Genomic DNA, 21,558 nt, shown 5'->3' with positions numbered 1-21,558 from the left:
AAGGGAGAGATAAATGATGACGAACCCGACACAAACACGTACGAAAGAGCAAAAGACGTATCAATTTCCGACAGACTTTTGGTGGGGAACGGCTTCTTCTGCTACACAGATGGAAGGTGCTGCTTTTGAAGGTGGAAAAGGATTGAACATTTGGGATTACTGGTACATGCAAGAGCCGAACCGCTTTTTCAATGGTGTGAGCGCGACAGAAGCCTCAAACTTCTATCATTTGTATGAAGAAGACATCGCATTGATGAAAGAACTCGGGCATAACACGTTCCGTTTCTCCATTTCGTGGTCACGTCTTTTTCCTCAAGGTGTCGGGGAAGTAAATGAAGAGGCGGTCACATTTTATAACAATGTCATCAATTGCTTGATTGATCATGGTATCGAACCGTTCATCAATCTGTATCATTTTGATATGCCGATGGCGCTTCAGGAGCAAGGAGGCTGGGAGTCACGAGAAGTCGTTGAAGCATATGTCATCTTTGCGAAGACATGCTTTGAATTGTTTGATGATCGCGTCAAGAAATGGTTCACGCATAACGAACCGATCGTACCGGTAGAAGGTGGATATTTATATGATTTCCATTATCCGAATGTTGTCGATTTCAAGCGAGCTGTCCAAGTGGCGTACCACTCTATTTTATCGAGTGCAATGGCAATCAAAGCGTATCGTGACATGGAACTATCTGGGGAAATCGGAATCATCTTAAATCTGACGCCCTCATATCCGAGAAGTCAGCATCCAGCTGATTTGAAAGCAGCGCGTATTGCCGATGCGATGTTCAATCGTTCGTTCCTCGACCCATCTGTTTTAGGGACGTTCCCTCAAGAATTAGTAGATGTGCTGAAGTCGGAAGATGCGATGCCAATTATCGAGAACGGGGATCTTGAAATCATTCGAGAACATACAGTCGACCTTCTCGGTATCAACTATTATCAGCCACGTCGCGTGAAAGCAAAAGCATCGCTTCCTAATCCGGACGCGCCATTCTTGCCGGAAAACTTATTTGACTACTATGAGATGCCTGGACGGAAAATGAATCCGTATCGTGGATGGGAAATTTACGAAAAAGGAGTCTATGATATATTAATCAATCTAAAAGAAAACTATGGTAATATCCCGTGCTTTATTTCAGAGAACGGAATGGGTGTCGAAGGTGAAGAACGTTATCGTGATGAAAACGGGAGTGTCCAAGACGATTATCGGATTGACTTCATTCGCGAACATCTGAAATGGATGCATCAAGCGATTGAAGAAGGGTCGAACGTGAAAGGCTATCATCTTTGGACATTTATGGACAACTGGTCATGGAGCAATGCTTATAAAAATCGCTATGGATTTGTTGGCATTGACTTGGAAACACAACAACGAACTGTAAAAAAATCAGGGAACTGGTTTAAACAGTTGATTGATGCTAAAGGTTTTACAGAATAATAAGACAAGCTGACAAAGACTACTCTTTGTCAGCTTTTTTTGATATATTGTACATATATGTCTATACATGAGGTGCTATATGTCTAATAAGAAAAAACCGAAATATGAAACCATTGCTGATGAGATGCGTAAAAGAATTATTGAACACGTTTACCCGCTAGAAAATGCACTACCTGATGAAATTCACCTGGCCCAAGAATTTAGCGTGAGTCGTATGACCATGAAGCGGGCACTTGAGATTCTTGTCATGGAAGGGTTGATTTATCGTAAACGTGGTAAAGGAACATTCATTTTACAGTCGAGCTTCCAAAAAGGTCGCATCAACGTGATTAGTAAAGAAACGAGAGGATTGACTCAAGTGATTGGGGATCGTTCGTTACGAAGCGAAGTCCTCAATTTTGAGGTGAAGTTTCCGAGTCAGGAAGTCGCCGATCATCTCATGATTGAGCTGACAGAACCGGTCTATGAAATACGTCGCGTGCGTTACGTAGACGACGAACCGTATGTCATCGAATTGACGTACATGGTTGCTAACCTCATTACAGGAATCACACGTGAGATTTTAGAAAAGTCCGTGTACGCTTATATTCAAGAAGATCTTGGCTATACGATTACAAGCTCACATAAAGTGATTCGAGCAGATAAGCCGGATGAGTACGATCAAGCTTACTTGAAGAATGATATCACTGAACCGATTATTGAAGTCGAGCAAGTCGTCTATTTAAGTAACGGGAAACCGTTCGAGTATTCGTTTGCCCGTCACCGATACGATAAATTTGTGTTTTCATCGGTCAATATTGTGAAGTGAAAGTCGCCACGATGGCGACTTTTTCGTAAGGGGAACCTATCGTGGATGTGAAATTGACCAAGCAGGATACGAAATGAACGAATCCGTCATTCAAGACATCGTGATTGATGTTCAGGCAAGTGTAATTTTAAGGATGATTGGGTTGAACGGTGCTGTTAAAACGACAACGATTGCGTGTCTCATGGGAACGATTCCCTGGATGAAGGGAACCATCGAGATGAAGCGGCAAATCCATTCAAGAAAGAGGTTCTTTATGAACGAACAGCAATATGAGCAACTCCTACACATCCAGACCGCCAAACCTCAGCAAGGATTCCCGTCCTCGGTGGAATACCATCGTTATGAACCGACCCCTTACGAGGCACTCGATTTGCTTCGGGATGCCTATCCGTTAGAGTCGACGGACACCATCGTTGATTTTGGTTCAGGCAAGGGGCGTCTCCCGTTCTATTTGGCGTACACGTTTCATGTTCGGGCAATCGGTGTCGAGATGGATGGTGGGTTTCATGAAGAGGCGCTCCAAAATTTGGCGAGCTATACGAAGAAGCATCGGATTCGAGGAAGCGTTCAATTGGTGCAGGAATTTGCAGAACAGTTTTCCATCCCGTCAGAGGCGAACCGATTCTACTTTTTCAATCCGTTCTCGGTCAACATCTTTCGGCAAGTGATTGCTCACATCATCGAATCCGTTGAAGCGAATCCCCGTCCGGTCGACGTGATTTTGTATTATCCGGCGGATGCATATCTACACTATTTGAACGATGAGACCCCCTTTCAATGTGTACAGACGGTTCGACTGCCGCTGAAGAATCTTCATGAGCGATTTTTGATTTACCGGTTTGATATGATGGAGTCATCTTGGTAATGGAGGAGTGAGTACGATGAAAAAGAAAGACATTCTAGAAGCGTATCGTTGGCGTCAAGCGACGAAAGAATTTGATGCGGATCGTAAAATCAAAGAAGATGACATGGAATTCATTTTAGAGACAGGACGTCTTTCACCGAGTTCGTTCGGGTTTGAACCATGGCAATTCGTTGTGGTTCGTCGGGAAGATTTGCTCCAAAAAATTAAAGATCACGCATGGGGAGCGCAAGGGCAGGCTTTGACCGCGAGCCATTTCGTATTGATTCTCGCAAGAACACCGAAAGCCATGCGTTACGATGCGGACTATATTCGGAACATCGTGACGAGTGTGCAAGGCCGGACGGAAGAAGAGTACGCACAGCGCGTGAAGCGGGTCCAAGAGTTCCAGGAGAACGACTATCGTCTCTTGGACGATGAACGCGTCTTCCAAGAGTGGATCAAGCGTCAGACATATATCCCACTTGGGAACATGATGACGGCGGCCGCACAAATCGAGATCGATTCTTGTCCGATTGAAGGGTTCAATCAAGAGGAAATTGATGAGCTGCTCATCTCAGAAGGTGTCATGGAGCGAGGCGAATGGTCGCTTTCGGTCATGGTCGCATTTGGGTATCGGTCGCGCGATTTCGCACCAAAAACACGTCGTGACTTTAACGAAGTCGTCAAATATATCGGATGAAAAAAGGTTCAATCGCCTCAGCGATTGAACCTTTTGAATTATTTCCAGTCTGTGATGCGGTCGACTGGGAAGCGTACTGATGGGTACCCTTCTTCTGCTGCTTTCCCGATGGAGAGAAGCATGACCGGAAGGTAACGTTCTTTGTCGAGACCGAACGCTTCAGCGATGTTCGTTTTGTCGTATCCACCGATCGGGTTTGTGTCATAACCATGTGCTCGTGCGACGAGCATGAGTTGCATCGCAACGAGACCTGAATCGAGCATAATGCTATCTTTGATCATTTCTTTCGGTGCATCTTTGAAGATGCCTTTGATCATGTCGACTTGGCGGTCGCGGACTTCAGCGGGCATCATACCGCGCTCTACCGCTGTATCGAAAATCTCTTCTGTGTAATCTGCCATTTGATAGTCAGCGAAGAGTGCGATGACAGCTGAAGATGTTTCCACTTGGCGTTTATTGAAGCTTGCGAGTGGAAGGAGTGTCTCTTTTCCTTCTGTGCTATCGATGACGACGAAGCGCCATGGCTGTAAGTTAAGTGATGAAGGAGCCGTTGTCGCTTCTTCAAGAATTTGTGTCATTTCTTCTTTTGAGATTTTGACGTTCTCATCGTATACACGAATCGAGCGGCGTCCTTTGACAATCTCCATAAAGTCTTTTTGTGTAGCAGTGTTCATATTGTAGTCTTCCTTTCATGGTCAATAGTATCTTGTAACATCGTCAGGGATGCTAATAACTGTTGTTGATCCTCTACCTTCATGTTGACAAAAAGTCGGTCCGTTAAGCACTGTTTTTGCTCAGTCCAATGTGCAATTTGTTCACGGCCGTGGTCTGTCAACTCGACATAGATGACACGGTTGTCTTCTTCACATCGTCTCCGCGTGATGAGTCCTTGTGTCTCTAATTGTTTCAAGTGTCGAGTGATAGCTGCGTGATCGACATCGACGCGTTGTTGCAATTCACGTTGACGCAATGGGCCGACATGATACAAATTGCTTAAAATGTCATAGCGACTTAAGCTGAGTCCGTCCATTTCAGAGTCGAATAATTGCCCCATTTCTTTTTGTACGGTGATGATGTGATAGAGAATTTGATCGCGAAGCGAGCAAGAATCTCGCATGCATATCGCCTCCTCGAATCATTGATGACTCAATCATTGATGGGTCACACAATGTATAGTAAACCCATCCTGACAATATTTCAAATAAAAAGTTTTAACAAATGGGTTGTCAAACTGTTATATAATAGTCTATATTGTAATCAACTGATATATAACAATGGCTAAGGGAGGATGTGAGCGCTTGGAACACTATGAACGACTAAATACGTATCATGTTCATGAGAAGCTGTTCGAATTTGTGAATGAAAGTATACTAGAACCTCATGAAATCAACAATTTTTGGAAAGGTGTCGAATCCCTTCTAGAGCGTTTCATTCCAGTCAATCAGACGCTTCTAGAGCAGCGCACGACATACGAACGACTGTTACAGGATTGGTACAGTCGACAAGATGAAGTCGATCCCATCAAATACGAGACGTTTTTATCTTCAATCGGCTATATCGAACCGGTCGTCAAAGATTTCAACATCGATGTGTCGGACGTCGACCGTGAAATCGCCCATCAAGCTGGACCGCAACTCGTCGTACCATTAGACAATGCCAGATACGCACTCAATGCCGCCAATGCCAGATGGGGAAGTCTCTACGACGCCTTTTATGGAACAGATATGATTGAAGAGGCAGACGGTATGGAAAAAGGACGAGAATATAATCCCGTTCGCGGTAATGAGGTCATCCGCATCGCTAAACAGTTTCTCGATGATGCGTTCCCGCTACCAACAGAATCTCACGAGAAAGTGACACGTTACTTCGTTCGTGACGATGTCGCCTATGCGGTGGTTGGGGAAGACGAGTATTCGTTCGCTCATGATTCATTCGTCGGCTACACCGGGGAACCGAACAAGTTACGCACATTGATGCTTCAGCACCATGCCTTACACGTCGAACTTCAATTTGACCGCGAGCACCCGATCGGCAAAATCGATCCTGCTGGACTGATGGACATTGAGCTCGAATCAGCCCTCTCTGCGATTGTGGACTGCGAGGACTCGGTCGCAGCTGTTTGTGCAGAAGACAAAGTTCATCTGTATCGCAACTGGCTAGGTCTGATGGACGGGACGCTTGAAGCTTCGTTCCAAAAGAATGGGAAGCGACTTTCTCGGTCTTTGAATGAAGATAAGCGTTTAATCGGAAAAGGTGGAGTGGAAGTCATACTCCCAGGACGCGCACTCTTATTCATTCGAAACGTCGGGCACTTGATGACGACCGACTTGATGCTTGATGCGGAAGGTCGCGAGGTACCAGAAGGTATCGTTGATGCCGTCTTCACTTCACTCATCGCGAGTCGTCATCTACATCGCCGTCTCAACTCTCGAGAAGGGTCAATCTATATCGTCAAACCGAAAATGCATGGATCTGAAGAAGTAGCATTCACCAACGGCTTGTTTGACGCCGTGGAAGATTTATTGAACCTTCCTCGCCATACGTTGAAAGTCGGTGTGATGGATGAAGAGAGACGAACGTCGCTTAACCTGAAGAACTGTATCGCTCAAGTGAGAGAACGAGTCGTCTTCATCAACACGGGCTTCCTCGACCGAACGGGAGACGAGATTCATTCTTCGATGACACTCGGACCGATGCGGCGAAAAGGAGAAATGAAGACATCTTCTTGGCTTGCGGCATATGAACGGTTGAATGTATCGACAGGTCTTGAGACCGGATTTCATCAACAGGCGCAGATCGGTAAAGGGATGTGGGCGATGCCCGACATGATGCGTGACATGATGCGTGAAAAAATTGCACACGTACGGTCCGGGGCAACGACGGCATGGGTGCCTTCCCCGACCGCGGCGACGCTCCATGCGATGCACTATCATCAACTCGATGCTTTTGATATACAGCGAGAATTGATGCAACAGCCTGTTTTGAATCATGAACGACAACAGCTCCTCGATATCCCGCTCGCGACACGCATCTATTCGCAAGACGAGATTAAAGAGGAACTCGAGAACAACTTGCAAGGGTTGCTCGGATACGTCGTTCGTTGGGTCGAACAAGGTGTGGGTTGCTCGAAAGTACCAGACATTCATCACATCGGCCTCATGGAAGACCGGGCAACACTTCGTATTTCGAGCCAACACGTGGCCAACTGGCTGCATCACGGCATCTGTTCAGCCGATCAAGTGGAAGTCACGCTTTATCGGATGGCACAAGTCGTCGATGAACAAAACGAACAAGATCCGAATTATCGGCCGATGACACCAAACGTCGATCAATCGATTGCCTATCAAGCCGCACACGAACTCGTGTTTCATGGATTGAAGCAACCGAACGGGTACACAGAACCGATCTTACACCGCTGCCGCCGTGAATTTATGAAACGCCAAACCGTAGAGTTAAACCTTAAAGGAGGAACCTTATCATGAATACGAAAAAAATGGAAAGCGAACAGTTGATTGAACGTTGGGTCGTTCGTCGCATCGTATCTGGAGAATCGACAGCTTCTCTTGCGAATACAGCATTCGTATATGGCAATGACTTGATGCGCCTCGTCTTGGATCGCGCCGACGGTTCGCTCCAAATTATGAAGGAATCAATCGATGAGGTCGTCGTCTTCCGTAAACCTGAAGATCCCGATGAAGAAAATGTATGTCGTTGCTGCGGGATGGAGCATTCGACGTTCAAAGCGGCATTGGAGTGCTGTGCTTACCTCGACTAAATCGTTTAGTTTGCACTATCTGTTATATAACAAATTCATTTTATTAAAATTAATATAATACAGGGGGGGTTTATAGATGAAACAACGCGAAGAATTAGGAAACAGCTGGAAGTCAGAACGATTTGAAGGGGTAGAACGTCCATACTCTGTAGAGGATGTGATGAAATTACGGGGGTCCATCGTGATTGAACAGACGCTTGCGACAAAGGGAGCGGAACGCTTGTGGAAATTGATGCACGAGCGTGACTACGTTCATGCACTCGGTGCGTTGACAGGGAACCAGGCCATTCAGCAAGTGAAGGCAGGACTTGAAGCCATTTATTTGAGCGGATGGCAAGTGGCGGCGGATGCTAACCTTTCGGGTCAGATGTATCCGGACCAAAGTCTGTATCCGGCCAACTCAGTGCCAAATGTCGTTAAACGAATCAATCAGGCACTTCAACGTGCAGATCAAATTCAAACGGCAGAAGGAAAAGGCGATACACATTGGTTCGCACCGATTGTCGCAGATATGGAAGCAGGATTCGGTGGGGTACTCAACGTGTTCGAATTGACGAAGGCGATGATCGAAGCGGGGGCTGCTGGCGTTCACCTCGAAGACCAGCTCTCGTCTGAGAAGAAATGTGGTCACCTCGGTGGAAAGGTATTGCTCCCGACACAGACGGCTGTGAAAAACTTGATCTCGGCGCGACTCGCGGCAGACGTCATGGGCGTCCCGACGATTATCGTAGCGCGTACAGATGCGCACGCGGCGAACTTGATCACGAGCGATATCGACCCAATCGATCATCCGTTCATCATTGGAGAACGTACACCGGAAGGCTTCTATCGCACGGAAGCCGGTATCGAGCAAGCGATCGCTCGTGGTCTCGCGTATGCACCATATGCAGACCTCGTATGGTGTGAGACGTCTGAACCAGATTTGGCAGAAGCCCGTCAATTTGCCGAAGCGATTCATGCGAAGTATCCTGGCAAACTTCTCGCTTACAACTGTTCACCATCGTTCAACTGGAAGAAGAAGTTGTCAGACGAAGAGATTGCAACGTTTCAACAAGAGATCGGTGCGATGGGCTACAAGTTCCAATTTGTCACGCTCGCTGGATTCCACGCGCTCAACTTCGGGATGTTCGAACTTGCACGCGGGTACAAAGACCGTGGCATGGCGGCATATTCAGAGTTACAACAAGCAGAATTTGCGGCTGAAGTACATGGTTACACGGCGACACGTCACCAACGTGAAGTCGGGACGGGGTATTTCGACGAAGTCTCGCTCGTTATCTCAGGTGGACAATCATCAACGACTGCACTGGCTGGATCGACAGAAGCAGAGCAGTTCACAAATTAATGAGAAGCAAATAACCGCTGCACGTGCAGCGGTTATTTTTGTTTGGGGCGTGTCATTTCGGAATGGTCAACACTTGACCGACACTGATGAGATTGACGTTCGTGATGTTATTGGCGGCAGCGATTTTCGCGACAGTCGTATTGTACATGGTCGCAATCTTATAGAGTGTATCGCCCGACTTTACCGTGTACTTCACGGTCGTTGCAGGTGGTGGTGTGACGGTTGTTCCAGGAATGATGAGCACCTGACCGACACTGATGAGATTGACGTTCGTGATGTTGTTAGCGGCTGCAATCTTCGCGACAGTCGTATTGTACATGGTCGCAATCTTGTAGAGCGTATCGCCCGACTTTACCGTGTACTTCACAGTCGTCGAAGGGGGTGGTGTGACCGTTGTCCCAGGAATATTGAGCACTTGACCGACACTGATGAGATTGACGTTCGTGATGTTGTTAGCGGCTGCGAGATCGGATACAGTGACACCATACGTCCGTGCGATGCTGTATATCGTGTCGCCTGACTTCACGGTATACGTTTTATTCGTCGATGTGTTTTGATAGGCAAGTAATTGCGAGACCGTGACGAATTTGTACCCTTTTGCTTTGAGTTGCGAAATCATCGTCGGTAATGCGAGTGGGGTACCTGGTGCCCCCGCACCTGTATGCATCAAGACGATTGAACCCGGTTTAATATTGGTTTGTACTTTCGTGTTGATTTGGCTCGCGGTCAGTCCTTTCCAGTCGATTGTGTCGATGTTCCATTGAATCGTATATCCGTATCCGGCAGCACCGACACCGTTCAACACGGCACTATTGACGGCACCAAATGGAGCTCTAAAAATCGGCTTTGTCGTTTTTCCGGTCAATGATTTTATCAAAGCTTCCGTGCGGTCGAGTTCGGATTTCATTTGGGTAGCAGTCAGTTTTGTGAAATCAGGGTGTGTATATGAGTGGTTACCGAGCTGATGTCCTTTTGCGGCGATATTTTTAATGTATTGTGGATGGTTGTTCGCACCCGAACCTGTCAAAAAGAAAGTAGCTTTGACGTTGTTTTTTGCCAAAATGTCTAAAATCTTGTTCGTGTTTGCGCCGTCTGCCCCATCATCGAACGTCAACGCGACGACTTTACTCGTCGTGTTCACGCTCGTAATAAATGTTGAAGCGGCGGCACTGACGGAAATCGATTGTGTGATCACCATCGCCAATAAGATGAAGAGTGCCATCGTCCCACGAATGACCTTACGTTTCATCTGAATTCGCCTCCATTCATGATGTCATCTTCTTGATGTTAAGAATTTCCGAATGCACGCTACATATATTTTATATACCCGTTTTTTGAAATGACGGACTAAAATACGGGAATGGGTTTATAACGAATTTGTATCGACTAGATGTGTGAAAATTGTGAGAATGTATCGTGGGATATATCACAGAATGCTCACACTCTTTTTGGAAAGAGATGGTATCATGAACAATGTGTGAAAGATGTAAGCGATTTATGAGGAGGACTTATGATGAAAAAGATGATGACACGGTTTGGGGTCGTGTTTGGGCTTTTCGGGTTGTTTATACTCGGAGCGTGCGGTACGGAGAAAGAAGCAGAAAGCGCGGCTGTTCCACAATCGATGGAACCGGTAGAGGCAGAGTTGACGGTTGCCGCAACAGCGGAAAAAGGAGAAACAGTGCCATTGTCGGTCCATGTCACGCAAGAAGGTCAACCTGTAGACGACGCAGATGAAATCAAGTTTGAAGTATGGAAGAATGATGCGAAAGAAGAGAGCGACATGATTAAGGCGACGCTCACGAAAGATGGCGTTTATGAAGCAGAGGCGACGTTCGCTGAAGAAGCGGTCTATACGGTCCAAGTTCACGTGACAGCGCGTTCGATGCATACGATGCCAACGACGAATGTGACGGTTGGCCATCCGGAAACAGCAGCTGAAGCGGAAGAAGATAGTGACCACCATCACCATGCAGGAGCGGATATCACGCTTGACCCAAAAGAGGCGACAGCAGGTGAAGAACAGCCGTTCATGGTGCACGTCATGATTGAAGAGGAGATGCTCGCGGGGGCAGACGTACAACTCGAAATCTTCCAAGACGGGGCAGACAAACATGAGTGGGTGAAGTTAGAGGAAGCAGATGCTGGGATGTATAAAGGTGCACACACCTTTACTGAATCTGGTGCATACAACGTTCAAGTCCATGTTACGAAAGGTCATGATATTCATGAGCACGTGATGGAGACGGTAGACGTTAAATAAAAAATCGGCTCGCGTTGAGCCGATTTTTTATTATGCATTTTGATATAGGGATTCAACTTGTTGTTGAAGCGTTTCATTCTCGAGGAACTCATCGTACGATGCTTCTTTGTCCACGATGCCGTTTGGTGTCACTTCGATGATGCGTGTCGCAATCGTCGAGATGAGCTGATGGTCATGTGAGCTGAAGAGGAGTACGCCTTTGAACGTCTCGAGACCATTGTTGAGAGCTGTGATCGATTCAAGATCCAAGTGGTTCGTCGGATCGTCGAGGACAAGCACGTTCGAGTTCGAGAGCATCATCTTCGAGAGCATGCAGCGTACTTTTTCTCCCCCTGAGAGGACAGACGCCTTCTTCATGACTTCTTCACCTGAGAAGAGCATGCGACCGAGGAATCCACGAAGGAACGTATCTGACTCATCGGCAGGTGAGAATTGACGCAACCAGTCCAAAATACTCTTTTCTGAGCCTTCGAAGTACTCCGAGTTGTCTTTCGGGAAGTATGACTGAGTCGTCGTCACGCCCCATTTGACCGAACCTGTATCTGGCTCCATCTCACCCATAAGAATTTTAAAGAGTGTTGTGATGGCAACGTCCGAACGACCGACGAATGCGACTTTGTCCGTCTTGTTGAGTGAAAACGTGACGTTGTCGAGTACTTTTACGCCATCGATCGTCTTCGATACGTTGTCGACATAAAGAACATCGTTCCCGATCTCGCGCTCCATCGTGAATCCGACGAACGGGTAACGACGTGACGACGGACGAATGTCATCGAGTGTGATCTTATCGAGCAACTTCTTACGTGACGTCGCTTGACGGGCCTTTGAGGCGTTCGAGCTGAAACGCGCGATGAAGTTTTGAAGTTCTTTGATTTTCTCTTCTTTTTTCTTGTTCTGGTCTGAAGCCATACGTGCAGCAAGTTGGCTTGACTCATACCAGAAGTCGTAGTTCCCGACATACAATTGGATTTTTCCAAAGTCGAGGTCTGCCATGTGCGTACAGACTTTGTTCAAGAAGTGACGGTCGTGGGAAACGACGATAACTGTGTTTTCAAAGTTGATCAAGAACTCCTCCAACCATTGAATCGCTTTTAGGTCAAGTCCGTTGGTCGGCTCGTCTAAGAGGAGGATATCTGGCTTACCGAAGAGCGCTTGGGCAAGAAGGACTTTGACTTTCTCCCCACCTGTGAGTTCGCTCATTTGTTTCTGGTGTAGCGCTTCTGTGATGCCGAGACCTTGAAGGACCATCGAGGCTTCTGACTCTGCTTCCCAACCGTTCAACTCAGCGAATTCGCCTTCGAGTTCAGCTGCGCGCATTCCGTCTTCATCTGAGAAATCTTCTTTCATGTAGATGGCGTCTTTTTCTTTCATTACTTTGTAGAGACGCTCGTGACCCATGATGACGGTCTCGAGAACCGCACTGTCCTCATACGCGTAATGGTCCTGTTTGAGGACGGCGAGACGCTCACCCGGTGTGATGCTGACATCACCCGTCGTCGTATCTTGCTCACCTGATAAAATCTTTAAGAATGTCGATTTACCGGCACCGTTCGCACCGATCAATCCGTAACAGTTGCCTGGCGTGAACTTGATGTTCACCTCTTCAAACAACTTGCGGCCGCCAAATTGTAGGCTGACGTTATTTACTGTAATCATGTATGGTATCCCTCGTTTTTCTGATTAGTTTACGACGTGTATTGTATCACGTTTTTAAAAATCGCGCAGTGTCGCATAAAAACTATAATGATGACATAGGCAAAGTCACAGAAAAAGCCATCATCATGACGGCTTTAGTCGACTCGTATAACAGTCGTATCGAGTTCAAACGCCACATTTCCTGCGAGCGCGCGTGAAATCATACATTGATCTTTCGCTTTTTTCGCGATGCGCTCGACTAGCGTGATTTCTCGGTCGGTCATCTCTGTAGGTACTTGAATCGTTGTCGTATAGCGAATCGTCACGTACGTGAAGATGCCGTTCGTCACATCGACGATCCCTTCCGCGTCAATCGTGATGCCACGGTGAGTCAGGCCACTTCGCCCGAGTACGGCAGCGAGTGTGATGATATAACACGTGGCCGCTGCCCCGAGTAACATCTCATCTGGATTCGTGCCGACTCCGGGACCGTCCATTTCGGGCGGAATCGAAATCTGTGTCTTTAATCGCTCGGCCTCGAGGGTACCGACGTCATTTCGTCCACCATCCCAGCCGAGGTTCATGCTAAATGTATGTTTCATCAAAATCGCCTCCAATGTCTCTAGTGTAAAAGAGAACGATTGGAGGCGCATTTGTTATGCTTGTGCACGCTTCGCGAATGTGCGAAGTGTTTCGATGATGACCGTTGTTGCTTTTTCCATGTTGTTCACAGAGATGTATTCGAACTTCCCGTGATAGTTTTCGCCACCCGTGAAAATGTTCGGTGTCGGAAGACCCATGTAAGAAAGTTGCGATCCGTCTGTCCCGCCACGAATCGGTTCAATCTTCGGTTCGATGTCAAGGCCGCGCATGACGTCAGCGACGGTATCGACGATGTGTTTCACCGGTTCGATTTTCTCGGCCATGTTGTAATACTGATCTTCCATCTTGAGCTCAATCCGCTCTTCCCCATATTTTTGTTTCCATTCGAGGACAAGTTTCTCCATCAATGCTTTACGCGCTTCGAACTTCTGTTTGTCGTGATCGCGGATAATGTATTGAAGTGTCGTCTTCTCCACATCCCCATTGAAGCCGTTCAAATGGAAGAATCCTTCGTAGTTGCTCGTACGTTCTGGTGCCTCATCAGCCGGTAAACGGTTTTGGAACGCCATCGCGAGCTTCATCGAGTTGACCATCTTATTTTTCGCGCTACCTGGGTGTACGTTCGTCCCGTGGAAGGTGACGGTCGCACCCGCTGCGTTAAAGCTCTCATACTGTAACTCTCCGAGCGGGCCCCCATCCATCGTGTAAGCGAAGTCCGCATTAAAACGGGCGACATCGAATTTATGTGGTCCACGCCCGATTTCTTCATCTGGTGTGAAGGCAATGCGGACCGGTCCGTGTGGAATCTCAGGGTGAGCCAATAAGTATTCAACAGCTGTGACGATTTCGGCAATCCCTGCCTTATCATCCGCACCGAGGAGTGTCGTACCGTCGGTTGTCATGAGCGTATGTCCGACATACCCGTCCAGTTCTGGGAAGTCTTTTGGTGATAAGACGACATTCAATGACTCGTTTAAGACGATGTCGCCACCTTCATAATGTTCGACGAGTTGAGGAGATACGTTCGTTCCTGTGAAGTCGGTCGCTGTATCCACGTGAGCGAGGAATCCGATTGTCGGGACGTCATAATCGACGTTACTCGGAAGTGTGGCGAAGAGATAGCCGTATTCGTCCCTCTCGACATCTGTCAGTCCAAGTTCTTTTAATTCTTTCTCCAAATGGCGAATCAAATCCCATTGTTTAGCCGTCGATGGTGTTGTCGTACTCGTGAAGTCAGACTGTGTATCAATCTTCGCGTATGTCATTAAGCGTTCAATTAATTTTGCTTGCATGGATTGCCCTCCTCTAAAAAGTTTCATCTTCATTAGTTTATCACGAGCGCTCGAAGTCGAAACAAAAAAGTCACACCCATCGATGAAGTGGGCGAGACCTGTTCAAAAGAGAAACGGATACAGAATGGGTAAGATGAACGATGTGAAGATGGCGGTCAATCCCATCGCAGCACCACCTGTTGCACCAGACAGCGGATGTTCAGTCGCTGCCTGAGCGGTTCCAATCCCGTGACTGATGGTGCCGAGCGTAAGTCCACGGGTGAATGGGTCGTCTATACGAATCCATGTCAATAGTACCGGACCGAGCATCGCACCTAAAATACCGCAGGCGACGGCAATCGAGGCCGCAAGCGTTGCATCCCCTTCTAGCTGCCGAGCCAACTCAAGGGCAATCGGGGACGTGGCAGACTTGACCGATAGTGCAATCAATACGTTTTCGGTGAACGAAAATAACTTGCCGAAAAGTACAGCCACAAAGATTGTGGAAAGTGACCCGATGACAATCGCGCTCAGTGATCGCTTTGCCCGTGCGAGTAGTACGGGTAAGTTGCGATAGAGCGGTAACCCGAGGGCGACTGTCGCTGGACCGAGTAAGATCGTGATGAGATCGGTAGCCGGTTTATACGTATCATAGGATTGTCCCGTCACGAGTAACAGGAGAATCAGAATGGCTGTACTTAAGAAGACGACATTGGTGAACGGAGAGGCCCACTTTTTCGAAAGTTGACGACTAAGCGTATACACGAGAATCGTCAATCCGATCCAAACGTATGTCACGATGCCTCACCTTCTTTCCCGGAAACAAACGCTGTCACGACCATACCGACCGCCATGCTGACGAGTAACGTGATGAGGAGTGGGATGCCGGCAGCTTTTAACAACGTACCGTATGCCATGAGACCGACGGCAATCGGGATGAAGAAGAAAGCGAGATGCTTCGTCAAAAATCCGGCGCTGTCTTCAATCCATTCCACGCGAATGACTTTTGTCAGTAAGAGGACGAGCAAGAGCACCATACCGATGACGCTGCCTGGTACTTTCCAAGAGAATGTTTCGACAATCCAGTTGCCGAGTGTACTCAACCCGAACAAGAGCGTGAGTCCAATCACCCATTTTAATAATTTCATTTACATGACTTCCTTTCGCATCAATCAAAACGTATGAATCTTCTCAAATTCAACGGGATAGGTCAAGAGAAGGGGATAATACGTTTATTCTACTCGATGAAGAGGAGGAAGATAGCGCGATGGAAGAGAAGGGAACACTTTATTTCTTATGTGGAAAAATGGGGGCTGGAAAATCAACGAAGGCCAAACAAGTAGCTGTTGAACAACGAGCGGTTCTCTTATCTGAAGATGAATGGCTATCTACGTTATATCCAAATCAAATTCATACGTTTGAGGACTACAGAAAACATGCTACTCTGCTGAAGCCACTTCTTGAATCTCATGTGAAACAATTGTTAAAACTAGGGATGAATGTCGTGATGGATTTTCCGGCAAATACGAAGTCGTCTCGAGCCTGGTTTCTAAAACTTGCACAGGACGTGGGAGCGGAGCACTGCTTGGTTTATCTAAACCGAAGTGACGAACAATGTCTTCGACAGATTCATAAACGTCGCATCATGGAACCGGAACGAGCGGCATTTGATACGGAAGAAGTCTTTCATCATGTGACGTCATTCTTTGAAGTTCCGGATTGTGCGGAACAGCTATATATCATTGAAATATAAAACATGCGCAGCGGAATAAACCGCTGCGCATGTTTTAGGCTTACGCTTGTTTTTTCTTACGGAATCGTGCGAAGAACTCATAGACGATCGGTACGATGAGCAACGTGAGAAGCGTCGAACTTGTAAGTCCGCCGATCACGGTGACCCCGAGACCTTTCGAGATGAGTGCGCCACCCTCGAGACCGAGTGCGAGCGGTGCGAGTGCACCGATGGTCGCGAGTGCGGTCATCAAGATTGGGCGAAGGCGTGTGCCTGCTGCCTCCAGTAACGCTTCACGTGTTGATAAACCAGCTTCTTCTTTATGAATGACGCGGTCAATCAAGACGATGGCGTTCGTGACGACAATCCCGATCAACATGAGTGCCCCGATCAAGGCAGAAACCGAAATCGTTTCACCTGTGATGAGGAGGGCGACGAGTCCCCCGATAATCGCATACGGAAGTGAGAACAACACGACGAATGGTGTGAGAGCTCCACCGAATGTGATGACGAGGACCAAGTAGACGATGGCGATCGCAGCAAGCATCGCAAGACCAAGCTGTGTGAACGATTCTTGGATCTGTTCCGTTACCCCCCCGACATCGTACGTTACGCCAGATGGGAGTTCGATGTCTGATACGCGTTCTTCAATCGCAGCAGACGCTTCTGTCGCTTTATCTGTGCTGAGTTCAACACTTACTTGGGCGAGCAGTTTTCCGTCGCGCTCGACGAGTGTGTCCGGTGTCGTGCCTTCTTCGATTTCAATAAAGTCTGAGATCGGGCGTGGACCGAACGGTGTCGTGATTTCTTGTGCTTGTAAGTCATCGACACTGTCATACGTCACTTGCTCGTTCGGGATGATGACGTCTAATTGTTTGTCATCTACCGTCACGCTCGCAAGTGGGCTTTCGGGTGCCTGGAATTGGCTGATGACTTGTGCGATTTGACCTGCCGATACACCGGCTTCTGCTGCAGCCTGTTGATCGACGTTGAACGTATATTGTACATATGACTCACGTAAGTCAGATGTCGCTTGACGGACATAGTCTGTTTCTTCTTCAATCGTTTCGATGAACGTCGGCACGATGGCTTCTAAATCTTCAAGTGAGTTGGCATACACGTTATACGTGACGCCACTCGTCGCACCGCCACCAGAGAAGTCTTGTTCTTTCCACTCCCCACTTGAGGCGAGTTCATTTAACTTCTCGATGTCTGCCAGTTTCACATCAGCAAAATCTTCTGTGTCCGGATCGTATTGAACGATGAAAATCCCTTGTTTGTTGTTCCCAGGGTTCAGTGGGTTCTCTCCACCGACCGTGAACTGAACGTCCGTTGCGTTCGGTTGTTCTTCCATGAAGTATTCTTCTGCCACTTCTGCCGCAGCAATCGAGTCTTCAAGCGTTTGACCCGGTTCTGGGTCGAACGTGACGAACAACGTCTTTTCCGAATCCTGATTCAAGAAGTTGACTCCAATCGCCGGAACAAGAGCGAAGCTTCCGATAAGAAGAGCAGTCGCGAGTCCGAAGACGACGAGTTTATGGTTCAGTGACCAGTTCAAGACGCCGCGATACCATTCCGCGAGCTTACCTGGACCTTCTTCTGGCTTCAACTTGTCACGGTTTTTAAAGAACGAGTCGGCCATCATCGGAACGACCGTAATCGCCACGAGCAACGAAGCGAGAAGGGCAAATACGACAGTCAATGCGAACGGCAAGAACAACTCACCGACAAATCCTGTGACAAAACCGAGCGGTAAGAATACTGCAATGGTGACGACGGTTGAAGAAGCGATTGGAATAAATACTTCTTTTGTCGCCGCAATAATCAACTCTTTTCCACGAAGTGGTTCATTCGATCTAGTGAGGCGACGGTAAATATTCTCGATGACGACGATGGAGTCATCGACGACACGCCCTATAGCGACGGTCATCGCACCGAGTGTCATGATATTCAACGTGATGTCCAATTGTTTCAACACGATGAGTGCCATGAGAAGTGACAATGGGATCGAGATGACAGCGATAATCGTCGATCGGAAGTTACGCAAGAACACTAAGATAATCAAGATGGCGAATAAACCACCGAGCAATGCTTTTGATAACATCGTTTCGACCGATTCTTCAATTGGTTGTCCTTGGTCGAGTGTGATGGACACGTTCGCTGTATCATATTCTGCCTCGAAGTCATTCAATACTTCTTTGACGGCGTTGACGACATCAACCGTGTTCGCATCTTGTGTTTTCGTCACTTGTACGCCGATTGAACGTTCACCGTTCGAGCGAGAAATCGATTCTTCGATTCCTTTGTCTTCGATCGTTGCAAGCTCACTCAACGCAACGGTCGGAACCGCAGTCGGGACGTTCGGTGGTAATGCCGATGGCGTTTCCGTCGGGACGTCTGGCGTTTGACCAGTTGGCAATTCCGTCGGAGCAGACGGTGTCGCCGGTGTAGACTGGGCTGGTGAGTACGGGATTTGAAGGTCGCGGAACGCTTCGAGAGTCTCTGATTTTCCGTCGATGACGACCGCTTGCTCTGTGTCGCCTAATTCATATAACCCGAGGGCGATACGGGCATCGTTCGCTTGAATCAATTGTTTGACCGTATCTTCCGTCAAATTGTATTCAGCGAGCGCTTCCTGGTCGAATTGGAGTTCGACGCGGCGAATCTCTTGTCCGGCAATTTGGACGGTTTGTGCGCCTTCTACCCCTTCAAGGGCAGGTTGCACTTCTTCTTCAACGAGCTTTGTCAATTCGGCCAAATCAAGGCTTTCATCCGAGATGGCAGCTCCGACTACTGGGAAAGCGTCGAAACTGAGACGCGACACTTGAGGCTCTTGTGTCGACTCGGGCAACTCGACGTTACTTAACGCGTCTTTCACTTGCTGTTCGGCTTCGTCCATGTCTGTACTGAAGTCATAGTCGATTTGAATGTTTGATGCGTTTTGGAACGATGAAGAACGAACTTGCTCAACGCCATTTAGACTTTGAAGGCGCTCTTCGAGGACGCTACTGACTTCTTCAAGCACTTGCTCAGGTGAAGCACCAGGATAGATGGTTGTGACTGAGACGGTCGGTGTCGTAATGTCCGGTAATGTCTCAAGCTTCATCGTCAAACCGGCGAAAAGACCGGCGGCCGTCAAAATGATTGTCATCAACCAGACGGCGAACTTGTTGTTGACGGAGAAGGACGTGATTTTCTGCATGTGTTTTAATCTCCTCTAATGTTGTTTTTATGAATGGTTGTCGATTTTATGTGCCCGATCAATCAAGCGTTCGATGATTGCTTGTTTGAGTTCGGTAGGGGGAACACCGACACCGAAGTGTTCGGACATCATCATGCCTTCGAGTGCATAACGAACGATCATCGTTTCCACTGGGTCAGCCGTTTGTTGGAACTGTGCGAAGAACGTATCTAAATCATGTTTCCAACGATCCGCATACTCTTGGTCGACAGCGAACAACGTAAGAAATGCAATCATTTTCTCGACGTCGATTTGAATGGTTGCTCGCTCAGGATGTAACTTCGTCTCGTCAAACAGACGAACGAATGCTTCGACTGGTCCGTGACCTTCTTGTTGCAACGAAACATATAACTCGTTTTGTTCTTGTTGTAATCGTTCAACCATCGCAGTCATCAATGCTTCCTTTGAAGGGTAGTGATAAAGGAGGCCACCTTTTGAAATCCCTGCAGTTTTGGCGACCTCGTCCAACGTGAGTTGGTGAACTCCATGATTCATAATGATGTCCGTTGCCGCATCCAATAGCTTTTGTTTTGTGATGTTCGATCGGTTTGTCATACATTCACCTCTTTCTGTACCGACCAGACGGTTTGTTTGGTCTTACTATATCGTCCGCAATCTTTTGAAGTCAAGAAATGATACCTTCAAAACTGTCATAAAGCGCACATTCAAACGGATAGCGATTGCAGAAAAACCTTGACGTGAGAATGATTATCAGTAATGATAGGTATTGAGAGTAATTATCATTACCAGAGAGAAATAACCGAATGTGGGGGAATGACAGATGAACAAAAAATATGCAGCTTTAGGAATTTCGGCAGCGTTAACGACATCACTCCTTGCCGCTTGTGCAAGCACAGATGAGACAACTTCAAATGAAGGCTCAGACGATTCGAACGTCGTCAATGTTTACTCGAGTCGCCACTACGATGTCGATCAACAATTATACAAGCAGTTTGAAGAAGAAACAGGCATCAAAGTCAACGTGGTGGAAGGAAAGAGTGACGAACTCCTCGAGCGTTTGAACACTGAAGGTGAGAGTACTGAGGCGGACCTCTTCATTACGGCAGATGCTGGGAACTTGTATCAGGCAAAAGAAGCGGGGCACCTACAAGCGGTCGATAGCGATGAGCTTGAGTCAAACATCCCTGCAAAATATCGTGACACGGACAACGAATGGTTCGGTTTGACGAAACGTGCGCGTGTCATCGTGTATTCAAAAGATCGCGTGAAGCCAGAAGAGTTGTCGACGTATGAAGCGTTGACGGAAGAACAATGGAACGGCAAAGTACTCGTCCGTCCGTCTGAAAACATGTACAACATCTCACTCCTCGCATCATTCATCGAAGTAAACGGCGTCGATGAGGCGAAAGAGTGGGCGAAAGGCTTAGTGAACAACATGGCACGTGATCCACAAGGGAATGACCGTGACCAAGCGAAAGCCGTTGTCGCCGGTGAAGGGGACGTCGCCATCATGAATACGTATTACATGGGACTCATGTTGAACTCTGAAGACGAAGAAGAGAAGAAAGTCGCTGAAGAGCTCGGTGTCTTCTTCCCGAACCAAGATACAACAGGCACACACGTGAACATTTCTGGAATCGCGATGACAAAAGCATCGAAGAACACAGAAAATGCTCAGAAATTGATGGAGTTCATGTCAGAACCGTCAGCTCAAGAGAAGTTTGCGAGTGTAAACTACGAATACCCAGTCAACGAGTCGGTTGAGCCGAACGAGCTTCTTCAATCATGGGGCGAGTTCAAGGAACAAGACATCAACCTCTCTGTACTTGGTGAAAACCAACAAGAAGCAATTCGCATCTTTAACGAAGTAGGTTGGAAGTAAGATGACTTCGGCTTGAACGAGAGTTCAGGCCGGAGATTTTTGCGTTTCTCACACCCT

Annotated in this window: 20 protein-coding genes; 10 read left to right on the top strand and 10 right to left on the bottom strand. The window is 47.5% G+C overall.

From position 1 onward, the window contains the following. Positions 1 to 16: 16 nt before the first annotated feature. The 4 genes from KNO95_RS10735 to KNO95_RS10720 all read left to right on the top strand — a co-directional run bounded on the left by KNO95_RS10735 (position 17) and on the right by KNO95_RS10720 (position 3,793). Positions 17 to 1,441 carry a glycoside hydrolase family 1 protein gene (locus tag KNO95_RS10735; RefSeq protein ID WP_214703608.1) on the top strand — a complete coding sequence of 475 codons (1,425 nt, stop codon included), beginning with the start codon at positions 17 to 19 and terminating at the stop codon, positions 1,439 to 1,441. Between the two features lie 79 nt (positions 1,442 to 1,520). After that, on the top strand, positions 1,521 to 2,249 hold the full coding sequence (locus KNO95_RS10730; protein WP_214703609.1) for a GntR family transcriptional regulator: 729 nt from the start codon (positions 1,521 to 1,523) through the stop codon (positions 2,247 to 2,249). Positions 2,250 to 2,322: 73 nt separating this feature from the next. Beyond that, a complete protein-coding gene (locus tag KNO95_RS10725; RefSeq protein ID WP_251129394.1) occupies positions 2,323 to 3,114 on the top strand; it encodes an SAM-dependent methyltransferase in 792 nt (263 codons plus the stop codon). A gap of 16 nt (positions 3,115 to 3,130) precedes the next feature. Next, entirely contained in the window at positions 3,131 to 3,793 is a 663-nt protein-coding gene (locus tag KNO95_RS10720; RefSeq protein ID WP_026824613.1) for an NAD(P)H-dependent oxidoreductase, read from the top strand. 38 nt (positions 3,794 to 3,831) lie between these two features. Here the strand turns inward: KNO95_RS10720 and KNO95_RS10715 are convergent, their stop codons facing one another. Further along, positions 3,832 to 4,467 (bottom strand): nitroreductase family protein, encoded by a 636-nt coding sequence (locus KNO95_RS10715; RefSeq protein ID WP_214703612.1) that lies wholly within the window; start codon positions 4,465 to 4,467, stop codon positions 3,832 to 3,834. Beyond that, complete coding sequence (locus KNO95_RS10710; protein ID WP_026824611.1) at positions 4,464 to 4,910, bottom strand: MarR family winged helix-turn-helix transcriptional regulator; 447 nt, start codon at positions 4,908 to 4,910, stop codon at positions 4,464 to 4,466. The genes KNO95_RS10715 and KNO95_RS10710 overlap by 4 nt, the downstream gene beginning before the upstream one ends. A gap of 181 nt (positions 4,911 to 5,091) precedes the next feature. On the opposite strand from KNO95_RS10710, the gene KNO95_RS10705 reads away from it, so the two are divergent. From KNO95_RS10705 to aceA, 3 genes are all read left to right on the top strand, one after another. Beyond that, the gene (locus tag KNO95_RS10705; protein WP_251129393.1) at positions 5,092 to 7,275 is read left to right on the top strand and encodes a malate synthase G; all 2,184 of its coding nucleotides are present in this window, start codon (positions 5,092 to 5,094) and stop codon (positions 7,273 to 7,275) included. Next, positions 7,272 to 7,568 carry a hypothetical protein gene (locus tag KNO95_RS10700; protein ID WP_026824609.1) on the top strand — a complete coding sequence of 99 codons (297 nt, stop codon included), beginning with the start codon at positions 7,272 to 7,274 and terminating at the stop codon, positions 7,566 to 7,568. Before KNO95_RS10705 ends, KNO95_RS10700 begins: the two co-directional genes overlap by 4 nt. A 76-nt stretch (positions 7,569 to 7,644) precedes the next feature. Next, complete coding sequence (aceA, locus tag KNO95_RS10695) at positions 7,645 to 8,913, top strand: isocitrate lyase (protein ID WP_214878996.1); 1,269 nt, start codon at positions 7,645 to 7,647, stop codon at positions 8,911 to 8,913. A 52-nt stretch (positions 8,914 to 8,965) separates the two neighbouring features. Here aceA and KNO95_RS10690 read toward each other — a convergent pair whose 3' ends face one another. Then, positions 8,966 to 10,162 (bottom strand): LysM peptidoglycan-binding domain-containing protein, encoded by a 1,197-nt coding sequence (locus KNO95_RS10690; protein WP_214878995.1) that lies wholly within the window; start codon positions 10,160 to 10,162, stop codon positions 8,966 to 8,968. A 264-nt stretch (positions 10,163 to 10,426) separates the two neighbouring features. Between KNO95_RS10690 and KNO95_RS10685 the strand changes: the two genes are divergently transcribed. Continuing rightward, positions 10,427 to 11,176, top strand: coding sequence for a FixH family protein (locus KNO95_RS10685; protein WP_214703616.1), 750 nt, complete (start codon positions 10,427 to 10,429; stop codon positions 11,174 to 11,176). A 30-nt stretch (positions 11,177 to 11,206) separates the two neighbouring features. Here KNO95_RS10685 and KNO95_RS10680 read toward each other — a convergent pair whose 3' ends face one another. From KNO95_RS10680 to KNO95_RS10660, 5 genes are all read right to left on the bottom strand, one after another. Beyond that, positions 11,207 to 12,832 carry an ABC-F family ATP-binding cassette domain-containing protein gene (locus KNO95_RS10680; RefSeq protein ID WP_214878994.1) on the bottom strand — a complete coding sequence of 542 codons (1,626 nt, stop codon included), beginning with the start codon at positions 12,830 to 12,832 and terminating at the stop codon, positions 11,207 to 11,209. 134 nt (positions 12,833 to 12,966) lie between these two features. After that, positions 12,967 to 13,416, bottom strand: coding sequence for an SACOL1771 family peroxiredoxin (locus tag KNO95_RS10675; protein WP_483297735.1), 450 nt, complete (start codon positions 13,414 to 13,416; stop codon positions 12,967 to 12,969). Between the two features lie 51 nt (positions 13,417 to 13,467). Next, positions 13,468 to 14,706 (bottom strand): peptidase T, encoded by a 1,239-nt coding sequence (gene pepT / locus KNO95_RS10670; protein WP_214703619.1) that lies wholly within the window; start codon positions 14,704 to 14,706, stop codon positions 13,468 to 13,470. A 102-nt stretch (positions 14,707 to 14,808) separates the two neighbouring features. Next, positions 14,809 to 15,483, bottom strand: a complete 675-nt coding sequence (locus tag KNO95_RS10665) for an LrgB family protein (RefSeq protein ID WP_214878993.1) — start codon at positions 15,481 to 15,483, stop codon at positions 14,809 to 14,811. After that, positions 15,480 to 15,833 carry a CidA/LrgA family protein gene (locus tag KNO95_RS10660; RefSeq protein ID WP_214878992.1) on the bottom strand — a complete coding sequence of 118 codons (354 nt, stop codon included), beginning with the start codon at positions 15,831 to 15,833 and terminating at the stop codon, positions 15,480 to 15,482. Before KNO95_RS10660 ends, KNO95_RS10665 begins: the two co-directional genes overlap by 4 nt. 119 nt (positions 15,834 to 15,952) lie before the next feature. Between KNO95_RS10660 and KNO95_RS10655 the strand changes: the two genes are divergently transcribed. Further along, positions 15,953 to 16,438, top strand: coding sequence for a P-loop nucleotide/nucleoside kinase family protein (locus KNO95_RS10655; RefSeq protein ID WP_214878990.1), 486 nt, complete (start codon positions 15,953 to 15,955; stop codon positions 16,436 to 16,438). A 40-nt stretch (positions 16,439 to 16,478) separates the two neighbouring features. On the opposite strand, the gene KNO95_RS10650 is transcribed toward KNO95_RS10655, so the two are convergent. Together KNO95_RS10650 and KNO95_RS10645 are read right to left on the bottom strand one after the other, a co-directional pair. Beyond that, positions 16,479 to 19,619 carry an efflux RND transporter permease subunit gene (locus tag KNO95_RS10650; protein ID WP_214878987.1) on the bottom strand — a complete coding sequence of 1,047 codons (3,141 nt, stop codon included), beginning with the start codon at positions 19,617 to 19,619 and terminating at the stop codon, positions 16,479 to 16,481. Positions 19,620 to 19,646: 27 nt separating this feature from the next. After that, entirely contained in the window at positions 19,647 to 20,213 is a 567-nt protein-coding gene (locus tag KNO95_RS10645) for a TetR/AcrR family transcriptional regulator (RefSeq protein WP_214703626.1), read from the bottom strand. A 226-nt stretch (positions 20,214 to 20,439) separates the two neighbouring features. On the opposite strand from KNO95_RS10645, the gene KNO95_RS10640 reads away from it, so the two are divergent. Beyond that, positions 20,440 to 21,501 carry a Fe(3+) ABC transporter substrate-binding protein gene (locus tag KNO95_RS10640; RefSeq protein WP_214790212.1) on the top strand — a complete coding sequence of 354 codons (1,062 nt, stop codon included), beginning with the start codon at positions 20,440 to 20,442 and terminating at the stop codon, positions 21,499 to 21,501. Positions 21,502 to 21,558: the final 57 nt, after the last annotated feature.

Origin of the sequence: Exiguobacterium sp. ERU653, from assembly GCF_018617775.1 — a bacterium.
GTDB lineage: Bacteria > Bacillota > Bacilli > Exiguobacteriales > Exiguobacteriaceae > Exiguobacterium > Exiguobacterium marinum.
This window is presented reverse-complemented; position numbering and strand designations above follow the sequence as displayed.